The 12895-nt window shown below is 73.2% G+C and carries 9 protein-coding genes; 6 read left to right on the top strand and 3 right to left on the bottom strand.

Annotated features, from left to right (window positions below; all coding sequences use genetic code 11):
* Positions 1-105 precede the first annotated feature (105 nt).
* The 3 genes from QA802_RS15635 (at position 106) to QA802_RS15625 (ending at position 5278) form a co-directional block, all read left to right on the top strand.
* Complete coding sequence (locus tag QA802_RS15635) at positions 106-2748, top strand: alpha/beta fold hydrolase (RefSeq protein WP_334522644.1); 2643 nt, start codon at positions 106-108, stop codon at positions 2746-2748.
* Positions 2745-3599 (top strand): ABC transporter permease, encoded by an 855-nt coding sequence (locus tag QA802_RS15630; protein WP_334522642.1) that lies wholly within the window; start codon positions 2745-2747, stop codon positions 3597-3599. The genes QA802_RS15635 and QA802_RS15630 overlap by 4 nt, the downstream gene beginning before the upstream one ends.
* Positions 3600-3748: 149 nt before the next feature.
* On the top strand, positions 3749-5278 hold the full coding sequence (locus tag QA802_RS15625) for a vWA domain-containing protein (protein WP_334522639.1): 1530 nt from the start codon (positions 3749-3751) through the stop codon (positions 5276-5278).
* Between the two features lie 104 nt (positions 5279-5382).
* Here QA802_RS15625 and QA802_RS15620 read toward each other — a convergent pair whose 3' ends face one another.
* The gene (locus tag QA802_RS15620; protein WP_334522636.1) at positions 5383-6411 is read right to left on the bottom strand and encodes an LCP family protein; all 1029 of its coding nucleotides are present in this window, start codon (positions 6409-6411) and stop codon (positions 5383-5385) included.
* A gap of 456 nt (positions 6412-6867) precedes the next feature.
* On the opposite strand from QA802_RS15620, the gene QA802_RS15615 reads away from it, so the two are divergent.
* Together QA802_RS15615 and QA802_RS15610 are read left to right on the top strand one after the other, a co-directional pair.
* Positions 6868-7095, top strand: coding sequence for a chaplin (locus tag QA802_RS15615; RefSeq protein WP_334522633.1), 228 nt, complete (start codon positions 6868-6870; stop codon positions 7093-7095).
* Between the two features lie 107 nt (positions 7096-7202).
* Entirely contained in the window at positions 7203-8399 is a 1197-nt protein-coding gene (locus QA802_RS15610) for a chaplin family protein (RefSeq protein ID WP_334522630.1), read from the top strand.
* Between the two features lie 139 nt (positions 8400-8538).
* Here the strand turns inward: QA802_RS15610 and QA802_RS15605 are convergent, their stop codons facing one another.
* Complete coding sequence (locus QA802_RS15605) at positions 8539-9783, bottom strand: FAD-dependent oxidoreductase (RefSeq protein WP_334522627.1); 1245 nt, start codon at positions 9781-9783, stop codon at positions 8539-8541.
* Positions 9783-11132, bottom strand: coding sequence for a carboxylate--amine ligase (locus QA802_RS15600; RefSeq protein ID WP_334522624.1), 1350 nt, complete (start codon positions 11130-11132; stop codon positions 9783-9785). The genes QA802_RS15605 and QA802_RS15600 overlap by 1 nt, the downstream gene beginning before the upstream one ends.
* Positions 11133-11293: 161 nt before the next feature.
* On the opposite strand from QA802_RS15600, the gene QA802_RS15595 reads away from it, so the two are divergent.
* Positions 11294-12877: a glycoside hydrolase family 26 protein gene (locus tag QA802_RS15595; protein WP_334522621.1), complete on the top strand. Its 1584-nt coding sequence runs from the start codon at positions 11294-11296 to the stop codon at positions 12875-12877.
* Positions 12878-12895: the final 18 nt, after the last annotated feature.

The following is a 12895-nucleotide window of genomic DNA, read 5'->3' as shown; positions in this document are numbered from 1 at the left end:
CCGCGTCCGCGGTATGCGGCGACGGCCGTGTACGCCTCGGGGAGGTCCCCGGGTTCGGTCTGCGGTCGACAAGTCCACGACAGGTTGACCCCGTACGGTTGAAGCATGGATCTTCGACTGCCCGGTCTGCGAGGACCACGGCGGCCGCGACGGCTCCTCGCCGCCGTGGCCGCCGTGGTCGTACTCGCCGGCGCCGGTACCTGGACGGCCGTCGCCGACGACGACACGCCCGCGGTGCACCAGACCGACCGGGTCATGGCCGTGGACGGCGTACGCCTGGACACCTCGTACTTCACCTCCGGCGCCGCCGGCCGCCGTCCCGCCGTCCTCCTCGCGCACGGCTTCGGCGGCAGCAAGGACGACGTACGGCAGCAGGCCGAGCAGCTCGCCCGCGACGGGTACGCGGTCCTCACCTGGTCCGCGCGCGGCTTCGGCAAGTCCACCGGCCGGATCGGGCTCAACGACCCGAAGGGCGAGGTCGCCGACGCCTCCAAGCTGATCGACTGGCTCGCGAAGCGGCCCGAGGTCCGGCTCGACAAGCCCGGCGACCCGCGCGTGGGCGTGGCCGGCGCCTCCTACGGCGGCGCGATCTCCCTGCTCGCCGCCGGGTACGACGACCGCGTCGACGCCATCGCCCCCGCGATCACCTACTGGAACCTCGCGGACGCCCTGTTCCCCGACGGCGTGTTCAAGAAGCTGTGGGCCGGCGTCTTCTTCAACACCGGCGGCGGCTCCGCCCGCTTCGAACCGGCGCTGGCCGCGATGTACGAGCGGGTCGCCGAGTCCGGCGCCCCGGACGCCGCCGCACGCGCCCTGCTCGAACAGCGCTCGCCGTCCGCCGTCGCCGGCCGCATCAAGGTCCCCACCCTCCTCCTCCAGGGCCAGACCGACTCCCTCTTCACCCTCGCCCAGTCGGACGCCGCCGAGAAGGCGATCCGCGCCAACGGCGCGCCCGTCGACGTCGACTGGATCGCCGGCGGCCACGACGGCGGCGACCGGGAGACCTCCCGCGTCGAGGCCCGCGTCGCCTCCTGGTTCGACCGCTACCTCAAGGACGACAAGTCCGCCGACACCGGCCCGGCCTTCCGCGTCACCCGCACCGGAGGCGTCGACTCCACCGACGGCGCCGCCCAGCTGCGGGGCGCGAGCGCGACCGCCTACCCGGGCCTGACCAGCGGCGACCGCTCGTTCCCGCTGACCGGCCGTCGCACCGAGCAGTCGTTCACCAACCCGCCCGGCGCCACCCCGCCCGCCGTCTCGGCCTTGCCCGGACTGGGCGGCGGCGGCCTCTCCCAGCTGTCCGCCCTCGGCGTCGGCGTCTCCCTCGACTTCCCCGGCCAGTACGCCGCCTTCGACTCCGCGCCGCTCGCCGACGACCTGCGGGTCACCGGCTCCCCGACGGTCACCGTCCACGTGAAGTCGACGACCGACACCGCCGTCCTCTTCGCCAAGGTCTACGACGTCGGCGGCGGCGGCAGCCAGGTGCTGCCCTCCCAGCTCGTCGCCCCGGTCCGCGTCGACGGCGCCAAGGCCGGCAAGGACGTCACGATCACCCTCCCGGCGATCGACCACAAGGTAGAGGAGGGCCACCGGCTGCGCCTGGTCCTCGCCTCCACCGACCTCGGCTACGCCTCCCCGATGAACCCGGCGACGTACACCGTGTCGATGAAGGGCGAGCTGAAGGTCCCCACCGCCCCGGCCGTGACGACCGCCGCCGCCCCGCTCCCGTCCTGGGTCTGGTGGCTGCCCCTCACCGGCGCGGCACTCGCGCTCGCCCTGCTGCTGACGGCCCGCCGCCGCACCGCCACCCCCGCCCCTGACCCGGCGCTCGCCGACGTCCCGCTACGGATCACCGACCTGAGCAAGAAGTACGCGAACGGCGACCGCTACAGCGTCCGCGAGCTGTCCTTCCAGGTCGATAAGGGCCAGGTCCTCGGACTGCTCGGCCCGAACGGCGCCGGCAAGACGACGACCCTGCGCATGCTGATGGGCCTGATCACGCCCGACGGCGGCGAGATCCGAGTCTTCGGCCACGCCGTCCGCCCGGGCGCCCCCGTCCTCTCCCGCGTCGGCTCCTTCGTCGAGGGCGCCGGCTTCCTGCCGCACCTGACCGGCCGGGAGAACCTCGAGCTGTACTGGCGGGCCACCGGCCGCCCGGCCGAGGACGCCCACCTCGACGAGGCCCTGGAGATCGCCGGCCTCGGCGACGCCCTCGCCCGCGCGGTGCGCACCTACTCCCAGGGCATGCGCCAGCGCCTGGCCATCGCCCAGGCCATGCTCGGCCTGCCCGACCTGCTCATCCTCGACGAGCCGACCAACGGCCTCGACCCGCCGCAGATCCGCGAGATGCGCGAGGTGATGATCCGCTACGCGGCGGCCGGCCGCACGGTGATCGTCTCCAGCCACCTCCTGGCGGAGGTCGAGCAGTCCTGCACCCACCTCGTGGTCATGGACCGCGGCCGGCTCGTCCAGGCCGGTCCGGTCGCCGAGATCATCGGCTCCGGCGACACCCTCCTCGTCGGCACCGCCGTCCCCGTGGACGAGCCGATCGTCGAGAAGATCGCCGCGCTGCCCGGCGTGGCCTCCGCGCTCCCCGCCGACGACGGCCTGCTGATCCGCCTGGACGCCGACGGCACCGCCCGGCACCTGATCGCCGAACTCGTCCGGCTCGACGTGCCGGTGACCTCCGTCGGCCCGCACCGCCGCCTCGAGGACGCCTTCCTCACCCTGATCGGAGGTTCCGCATGAGCACGCTCACCGAGGTCGCCTCCGGCTACCGGCCCGGCCGCACCCTGCCGCTGCGCGTCGAGCTGGTCCGCCAGCTCAAGCGCCGCCGCACGCTGGTCATGGGCGGCATCCTCGCCGCCCTGCCGTTCGTCCTGCTCATCGCCTTCGCCATCGGCGGCGAACCCGGCGGCCGCAACAACCAGGTGTCCCTGATGGACACGGCGACCGCCTCGGGCGCCAACTTCGCCGCGGTCAACCTGTTCGTGTCGGCGGGTTTCCTGCTCGTCATCCCGGTCGCCCTGTTCTGCGGGGACACCGTCGCCTCGGAGGCCGGCTGGTCCTCCCTGCGCTACCTCCTCGCCGCACCCGTGCCCCGCGCCCGCCTGCTGTGGTCCAAGCTCGTCGTCGGCCTCGGCCTCAGCCTGGCCGCGATGGTCCTGCTGCCGGTCGTCGCCCTCGCCGTCGGCAGCGCGGCCTACGGCTGGGGGTCGCTGGAGCTGCCCACCGGCGGCGCGCTCGACCCGGGCACGGCCGCCCAGCGGCTTGTTGTCGTGGTCGGGTACGTCTTCGTCTCCCAACTGGTCACCGCGGGGCTGGCGTTCTGGCTCTCCACGAAGACCGACGCCCCCCTCGGCGCGGTCGGCGGCGCGGTCGGCCTGACCATCGTCGGCAACGTCCTGGACGCCGTCACCGCCCTCGGCGACTGGCGCGACTTCCTGCCCGCGCACTGGCAGTTCGCCTGGGCCGACGCCGTCCAGCCCACCCCCGAGTGGTCCGGCATGATCCAGGGCACCGCCGTCTCCGTGACGTACGCCCTGGTCCTGTTCGCCCTGGCCTTCCGGGGTTTCGCCCGCAAGGACGTCGTCTCCTGACAACTCCCGGGTCACCGGAGGATCACCCGCCGGTCTCGAAGGCCGTCTTCCGTGCCCGGTTCGAGACGTATCCGCAACTCCCCATGTCGCACGTTCCGGCCCCCTGGCGCGTCACAGTCACAGAGACGACGGACACAGGGGGCACCGACATGAACAACCATCGGGCACCGGCACTGCTCGCCTTCACGGCCGCGGCGGCACTGCTGCTGACCGGCTGCGGCGCGAGCGCGGACTCCGGCGGCAGCAAGGCCGCGGACGGAACCGCCGGCCACAACGAGGCCCTCCCCGCGCCGAGCGCACCGCGCGGCGGCGAGCAAGGCGACGCGAAGGACGACGCGAAGGGCGACGAGCAGGGTGACGACGGACGCTCCGACCGTCTCTCCACCTTCGCCCTCGACGTGGACACCGCGTCCTACGGCTACGCCCGCCGCACCCTCGCCGAAGGCCGCCGCCCGGCCCCCGCCACCGTCCGCCCCGAGGAGTTCGTCAACAGCTTCCGCCAGGACTACGAACGCCCGGACGGCAACGGCTTCTCGGTCACCGTCGACGGCGCCCGCACCGGCGACGACGACTGGTCCCTGGTCCGCGTGGGCCTCGCCACCCGCACGGCCGCGCAAGCGGGCGAACGCCCGCCCGCCGCCCTCACCTTCGTCATCGACGTCTCCGGCTCGATGGGCGAACCCGGCCGCCTCGACCTCGCCAAGTCCTCCCTCGGCACGATGGCCGATCGCCTGCGCGACGACGACTCCGTCGCCCTCGTCACCTTCAGCGGCGAGGCCGAGACCGTCCTGCCGATGACCCGCCTCGGCGAGCACCGCGGCCGCGTCCACGACGCCGTCGACGGCCTGGAACCCACCGACTCCACCAACCTCGGCGCCGGCGTCGAGACCGGATACGCCACCGCCGTCGAGGGCCTGCGCAAGGGCGCCACCAACCGGGTCGTCCTGATCTCGGACGCCCTCGCCAACACCGGCGACACCGACGCCGACGCGATCCTGGAGCGCATCGACACCGCCCGCCGCGAACACGGCGTCACCCTGTTCGGCGTCGGCGTCGGCAGCGACTACGGCGACGCCCTGATGGAACGCCTCGCCGACAAGGGCGACGGCCACACCGTCTACGTGTCGGACGAGACCGACGCCCGCAAGGTCTTCTGCGAAGACCTCCCGCGCAACGTCGACCTGACCGCCCGCGACGCCAAGGCCCAGGTCGCCTTCGACCCCGACACCGTCGCCGAGTTCCGCCTGATCGGCTACGACGACCGCCGCGTCGCCGACGACGACTTCCGCGACGACGGCGTCGACGGCGGCGAGGTCGGCCCCGGCCACACGGTCACCGCCCTCTACGCCGTGCGCGTCAAGCACGGCGCCGACGGGCCCCTCGCCACCGCCACCGTCCGCTGGCTCGACCCCAAGACCCGCACCCCGCACGAGAACGCCGGCCGACTGGAGACGGGCGCCCTGCACGACGACCTCGCCGACGCCTCCGCCCGCTTCCGGGTCACGGCGACGGCCGCCTACTTCGCCGACGCCCTGCGCCGCCCCACGACCCCGCTCCCGGACGCCCCCGATCTGACCGAACTCGAGGAAACAGCCCGCACGTTGGCGAAGAAAACCGAGGACGCGGACGTCACCGCCCTCGCCGACGCGATCGCCGACGCCGACCACCTGGACCTGTAGGAGCGGGGAGGAGCCTTGTGATCGACAAGGCCCGCCTCCGACCGGGATTGCGTAGCGTGCCCCGATCGGCCCAGCGCACCGGCCGCACCCACCGTGCGCCCCCCTCACCTGCACGCGTACGTGCCCCCGCGCACCGGCACCGTGCTGCCGAGAATGGTCGGCGGATCCTTCGGCCCGGGGTTCTCGCCCCGGGCGAGCAGCGGCTGGTCCTGGTGCACCTTCTTGAAGAGCGCGTCCGTCTTCCGGTCGTCCCAGGCCAGCGCCGAACCGATGCCCACCGAGGCCGGGGCGAATCCGCCGATCGGCACGGTCGTGAACTCCGTCGCCGCGTCCGGCAGCCTGCGCAGCGCCGCCGCCTCCTGGACGAGCTCGTTCAGCGAGAACCCCTGCGAGCCGCTCCCGAGGAGGGTGCGCATCAGGTGCAGGGTGCGCCGCGGGTCGCCGAGCAGCTTGCGTTCCTGCACCTCGCGCAACGACTGGAACAGGAAGCGTTGCTGACGCTGGATGCGGCCGAGGTCGGCGCTGGTGTCGACGTGCCGCGAGCGAACGTACTGCAGCGACTGCCCGCCGCCGAGCCGGTGCTTGCCCGGCTTGAGGTCCATGCCGGTGGCGAGGTCCTTCAGTCGCCGCGGCGTGCACACCTCGACGCCGCCGACCTCGTTCACGGAGTCCATGAAGCGCCGGAAGTCCACCTGGACGAACCGGTCGACGTTCAGCCCGGTCATGGACTCGACGGTCTTGACGGTGAGCTCCGCGCCGCCTTCCTGGTACGCGGCGTTGAGCTTCGCCGAATGCGCCTTGCGCTGCTTGCCGTCCGGGGCGCGGTACTGCGGGATGTTCGCCCAGGAGTCACGGGGCAGGCCGATCACGCTGACTCGGTCCCGCCGCGCCGAGAGATGGATCAGCATCAGGACGTCCGTGCAGCCGCAGGCCTGGCCGCCGGCGTGGAACTTGTGCTTCTCGTCGGCGGAGATGGTGTCCCGTTCGTCGGTGCCCATCACCAGGACGTTCATCGCGCGCGGGGAGTGCTCCCGGCCGGAGAGCACGGAGGAGCCGAGCAGTGCGCCGGTGGCGGCCAGGACGATTGAGGGAATCGCCAGCCGACGTGGCAGTAGGTTTCTCTTCGTCGTCACGCGCCGCACGCTAGAACAGCGGGCCGCCGATGATCCGGCGGCCCGCTGCCCGGGTGGAGAATCCACCCGGGGGCCCAGGAAAAGAACCCGTTCACCACGTCGGACTCAGTGGTGGGCGGCAACGGCGTGGCCAACGGCTGACGCCCTCCCCGGCACCGCTCGCCGGACGGTCCCTGCCTCTTTCGGCGGACCGTCCGGCTTCGTTCTTCTCCCGGCGATTTCCCTGATGTTCTGTCAATTTCTGCTGCGCCGCTCAGGCGAATCGTTTCTCCCTGTTGGGTCCGGCGGGTCAATTGTATGAAGGCGTTCGAGTGAATAACCGGACGGCACGCGTTTCTGAGTTTCTTCGATCGTCCATCTGTCGTTTGCAGCCTGCGAGTCATGGTGCGAGCCGTTCCAGTTGCGTTCGCTCGGTTTCGACCGTCATCTAGGCATGACCGCAGAGAAGGGAAACCCATGAAGAAGAGTGCTGCTGTTGTCGCGGGTCTGATCCTGGCCCTGGGCGGGGCCGCCCCCGCCTTCGCCGACGCCGGTGCCAACGCCGCTGCCATCGGCTCGCCGGGTGTCCTGTCCGGCAACATCGTCCAGATTCCGATCCACATTCCGATCAACGTGTGCGGCAACTCGATCAACGTCATCGCCGCTCTGAACCCGGCCGGCGGCAACTTCTGCATCAACGACTGACGAAACGTCATTCCCGGCCTTTCAGCCGGGTCCGGGCCGGCCTTGGACGACTTCCGTGTGGTCCGAGGCCGGCCCTTCCCACTTCTCCGAGCAGGAAGACCACGAGATTGCGACAGACCCTGAGCAGGGGAATGGTCGCGGCCGCCGCCGCGACGAGCATTCTGTCCCTGTGCGGGGGCGGCTACGCCCTCGCCGACGCGAACGCCGTGGGGGCGGCCAACAGTTCACCAGGATCCCTCGCGGGCAACCACGTCGAGGCCCCGCTGCACATCCCGCTGAAGGTCTGCGGGAACTCGGCCGACGTCATCGCCGCGCTCGACCCCGCGTTCGGCAACGCCTGCGCCGCGCATGCCGGCGCCAACCGCGCGCACGGGACACCGCACGACGACTCCGACGACGAGGAGTCCGGTTACGGCGACTCCGGCGACGAGGAGCCGGGTTACGGCGACTCCGGTTACGGGGACTCCGACGAGGACGAGCCGGGTTACGGCGACTCCGGCGACGAGGAGCCGGGTTACAGCGACTCCGGATACGGCGGCTCCGGTCAGGGCGGCCACGGGCACGGAGACGACTGCGGTGGCTACGGCGACACGTGCGGCGGCGGAGGCCACACGCCTCCGGGCGGCGGTCACGGCCACGGCACCCCGTCCGGTGGCGGCCACTCGACGCCTCCCGGCGGAGGCCACTCCACCCACCCTCCGCACGGCGGTCACAGCTCTCCTCCCGGCGGGGGGCACTCGACACCTCCCGGCGGGGGTCACTGGACGCCTCCCGGCGGGGGTCACAGCTCTCCTCACGGCGGGGGTCACTCGACGCCTCCCGGCGGGGGCCACTCGACGCCTCCCGGCGGGGGTCACTGGACGCCTCCCGGCGGGGGTCACAGCTCTCCTCACGGCGGGGGTCACTCGACACCTCCCGGCGGCGGCCACTGGACGCCTCCCGGCGGAGGCCACAGCACCCCGCCCCCGCACGGCGGGCACTCGACCCCGCCCCCGCCCGGAGGCCACAGCACCCCGCCCCCGCACGGCGGGCACTCGACACCGCCTCCGCACGGGGGTCACAGCACGCCTCCGCCCGGAGGCGGGCACAGCACCCCGCCCCCGCACGGCGGGCACAGCACGCCCCCCGGCGGCGAGCACACCGCGCCCCCGCACAACGGCGGTGGCGGCGGGCACACCCCGCCCGAGCTGCCGCACACCGGCAGGGACAACGCGGCGCTGCTGGCCGCCTCCGGCGTCAGCGCGGCGCTGATCGCGGGCGGCGTCGTGCTGTACCGGCGAGGCAGGGCCGCCTCCCGGCGCTGAACGCACCCGGTGCCGACCGCCCGCGCGGCCGGCGTCCACGCCACACCCTGGGCCTGCCGGTGGATCAGATCGCAATGGCTGCGACCTGATCCACCGACAGGCCCTTCTGCCGCGTCCACCCGACAGGCCCGTGCCGCGCTCAGCGCCGCACGGACTCCGCCGCCCCGCGTCGGCCCGGCGCCGGGATCGCCCCGCCCGACAGCCCTGTGCGCAGCCGGCGTTGCACGCCCTGCACGAGCGTCCCCGCCGTGAAGGTCGCGCCGTGCACGAAACGCATCGCCGGCCCGAACCCGGCGGCCGTGACCAGGCCGGCCATGAACAGTCCGGGGCAGGACGACTCGAAGTCCCGGCCCACCTCGGGGGAGCCGTCGGCCACCGTGGCCAGTGCGTCGCGCAGCGGGCCGGAGAGGAGTCCGAGCCGATCGCGGGTCGCCCGGAAGCCGGTGGCCGCGATCACGTGCTCGGTCTCGAAGGGCTCCGCGCCCGTCACGTCCAGCCGCACTCCGCCGTCCGCCGCGACCGCCGCCGTCACCTCGTGGTCGAGGCACACCTCCACGGCGCCCTCCACCCGGTCGCGCACCCACCAGGCGCCGGCCGGTCCGAGCGCCGTCGCCGCGATCCGTGCGCGGGTCGGCTCCGGGAGCCGCCGGTAGAGGCCGGGGCGTTCGGCGTAGAACCAGTTGCGCCAGCCGCAGCCGAGGCCGCTGTGCGGGGAGCGGGCCGACCGCCACCACGGGCGTTCCCAGGGCGGCGGGACGTCGTTCCAGCGCAGCCGGTCGGAGCGGGCCAGCACGCGGACCCGGGTGCCCTGTTCGGCGAGCAGCGCGGCCGTCTCGAGGGCGGCCTGCCCGCCGCCGATCACGGTGACGTCCCGGCCGCGGAAGCGTTCGAGGTCGCCGTGGTGGCTGCTGTGCGAGACGAGCGAGGACGGCAGCCCGCGCAGGGCCGCGGGGATCTCCACGAACGGCATCACCCCGACCGCGAGAGCGACCGTGCGGGCCTGCACGGTCTCGCCGTCCTCGGTGACCGCCTCGAAGCCACCGGGCAGCGCCGCGACGCGGACCACCGTGCGCTCGTCCACCTCGGGGACGGCGTTGCGGGCGAACCACAGGCCGTACTCGGCGAACGTCTCCACGGGGATCGGCTCTCCGTGACGGGCCGTCATGCCCCGGGTCGCGCAGTACGCGTCGAGCCGCCAGCGGGCCGCCGGGTCCGACAGGTTGGACGCCCACGGCTCGGACTTGAGGAACATCCCGCCCGGCATGTTGTCGCGCCAGGAGGCCATCGGCCGGCCGAAGACGCGCAGGCTCAGCCCGGCGTCCGCGGCGTGCGACGCGATGGACAGGCCGTACGGGCCCGCTCCCACCACCAGCAGGTCGTACATCAGCAGCTGCTCGCTTTCTCGTCGTCGGTCGGTCCGGCCGCGGCCGGTGCGGTGCGCCCGCGCTGTCCGGCGGGTCCGGTCTGGGTGCGCAGGCGGGTCAGGGAGGACGGGGGCGGCGGTGACTGGCGGACCACGCGGGGCCCGTCCCCGGCGGCGGCCGCCGGGCCCAGCCCGCGCAAACGGTGGAGCAGTCGGCGCACGACGTGCGCGCCCCACAGTCCCCACATGGCCCGGCCGGGAGCGGTGTCGTCGCCCGTGTGCCAGGCCAGTTCGCGGCCCCGGCGCGTCGGTCGCAGCGCGGCCAGCGGCGCATAGTTCTCCACGACGAACGTCCGTCCGGGCTGTGGCTCCCCGGCGGGCAGCGGACGGTGCGTCAGGTCCAGGTGCTGTGCGCGGACGACGTCCACTCCGGCGGAGTCGGTGAAGAGCCGGAACTGGGCGCCCGGGCGTGGGTTGAAGTCGAGCAGGTGGTACTCGCCGGTGCCGCCGCAGCGGCGGAAGTCGAGGTCGAGGATGCCTCGGTAGCCGAGGGTGCCGACGAGCCGCTCGGCGTGCGCGCGCACCTCGGGGTTCTCCGTCCACTCGCCGACCGCGGTGAGCCCCGCCCCGCGCGGCCACGCGCACAGCTTGCGGCCGGGACCGCCGGCCCGTAGGGCGCCGGAGCGGTCGGCGTACCCGTGGAAGAACCAGTCACGGTCGGGACCAGGTGGCAGGAAGGCCTGGAGGAGCAGCCGGCTGCCCGCCTCCTCGGTGCGCAGATACAGTTCGCGCGCTTCCCGCGGGGAGCGCACCAGCGCCGTGCTGCGCAGCCCCGAACCGGCGGGGAGCAGCCAGGGCCGGCTCCACTTCGCCACCACCGGCAGGCCAAGCCGCCAGGCCTCGGAGGCTGCCTGTGCCGCGCTGTCGGGGATCACCGTGAGCGGGTGCGGCACGTCCGCCGCCGCGCACAGGGCGACCAGTTCCGCCTTGTCGGCGACCCGTTCGGGCACCGCACCGGGCTGCTGCGGCAGCAGATAGGCGGGCGCCAGCTCGGCGCGCCGCCGGCTCACCGCGATCGCGCCGGCGTCGTCCATCGGGATGAGCACGGCGGGCCGTTCGACGCGGGTCGCCACCCGCAGCAGGGCGGCGGCGATGTCGGCGTGGGTGGCGCCGGGCGGCGGCGGGGGATGCGACTCGCGTACGAAACGGGAGGCGCGCACGGGACTTCCGGTCGCGTCGGCGACGACGTGCACGTCGATTCCGGCCCGGCCGAGCGAGCGCACGGCGCCCAGCGTGCCGTGGTGGAAGGGATTCCGGTCGATCCGCAGGAGAACGGCGGGGACGCGGGTGTCGAGCAGCGACTGAGGCATTTTCAGCGGATCCTTCGGCTCGGTTCACCGATACGGGCGATCAAGGCACTCGAAAGCCGTATCGGAGGTGGCGTCATTCCTTTTCGTGTGACTTTCATATGACTGAGTGTCAGTAATGCGCGGGCAGTGCGCGTTACGCGAGAGTGGAGAAAGGAGCAGGCATGACTCCACAACAGCGACGCGCACGGTCGCGGCGGCTTGCCGTCGTCGCGGCCGCCGTCGCGGCGTCGGCCGCCCTGGCGTCCGGACCTGGATTCGCCGCGGGTTCGGGGGTGCTGCGGGTCGGCGATCCTCCCGCTCCCACCCCGACCGTCCCGATGCCCGCCGCACCCGAACCGGCTCCCGCCCCGACCGTCCCGATGCCCGCCGCACCCGAACCGGCTCCCACCCCGACCGTCCCGATGCCCGCCGCACCCGAACCGGCTCCCGCCCCGACCGTCCCGATGCCCGCCGCACCCGAACCGGCACCCGCCCCGACCGTCCCGACGCCCACTCCGGCCGTCCCCGTGCCTGCCGCGCCCGAACCGGCGCCCGCCGCGGTCGAACAAGCCGTCCCCGCCCCGGCCACCACCCCGGAGGCACAGGCGAGTCCGGAACAGACCCCGGGCGAGTCCCCGGCACCGGCCCCGGGCGAGTCCCCGGTGCAGATCCCCACGCCCCCGGCCCCGCCGACCGAGGCCGCCGCCCCCGCCTTCGGCGCCTACCTCGACTACGGAGCCAGCGGCGTGGCCCGCATCGCCGAGCTCAGCGCCTGGCTGGGCGGGTCCGAACTGCGCGTCGGCCACACCTACCTGCCGGGCGACCGCTGGCACAACATCGAGGGCCCGGCCGGCTTCCTCGACGTGTGGGCGGACTGGCGGCTGGAGAAGGACGACCGGATGCTCGTCCTCAACGTGCCCATGATGGAGCGCAACGAGGAAGGCGTCTCCGACTCCGAGGTGCGCCGGCTGCTGCGGCAGGGCGCGGACGGCGAGTTCGATCACCACTTCACGGCTCTCGCCGAGCGGCTGGTCGCGCTGAAGGTGCCGGACACGGTGATCGTGCTCGGCTGGGAGATGAACGGCATCACGTACACCCATCGCTGCGGGCCGGACCCGGAGGCCTGGAAGAAGTACTGGAACAGGATCGTCACCGCCATGCGTGCGGTGCCGGGCCAGAAATTCAGATTCGATTTCACGCCGACGCGCGGCAAGGACGCCGTTCCGTGGACCGAGTGTTATCCGGGGGACGACACGGTCGACATCATCGGAATGGACTCGTACGACCAGCCGACCGGTCTGTCCTTCGACGAGCAGGTGAGTGAACCCTACGGGCTGCAGGCACACGTGGACTTCGCCAAATCCCACGGCAAGCCCATTTCCTATCCCGAATGGGGACTCTTCCGCAACGGCGACAACGCCGAATACATGCGGCGCATGATCGCCTGGATGGACGAGCACCGGCCGCTGTACAACACGCTGACCGACTACTGCCCGCACGGCGTGTGGCAGTGCGGGCAGAACCCGCGGTCGTCCGACGTCTACCGTTCGCTGCTGTCCGGCCGCACCGACGAGCCGGTCACCGAGCCCACGACCCCGGCGCCCACCACGGACCCGACGACCCCGCCCACGACCGAGCCGCCCACCACCGATCCCACCGGCGAACCCCCGGTGAACTGCACGCCGATGGACCTCGGCGACTGGGTCGAGTACTGGCTCGGCGGCAAGCTGTGCATCCGCCTGGACTGGTGGTCGCGCAACGGGTGAACCGATGTGCGGTGGCGG

Origin of the sequence: Streptomyces sp. B21-105, from assembly GCF_036898465.1 — a bacterium.
In the GTDB taxonomy this organism is placed as follows: Bacteria; Actinomycetota; Actinomycetes; order Streptomycetales; family Streptomycetaceae; genus Streptomyces.
The sequence above is the reverse complement of the archived record's forward strand: the minus strand, read 5'-3'. Positions and strand labels throughout refer to the sequence as shown.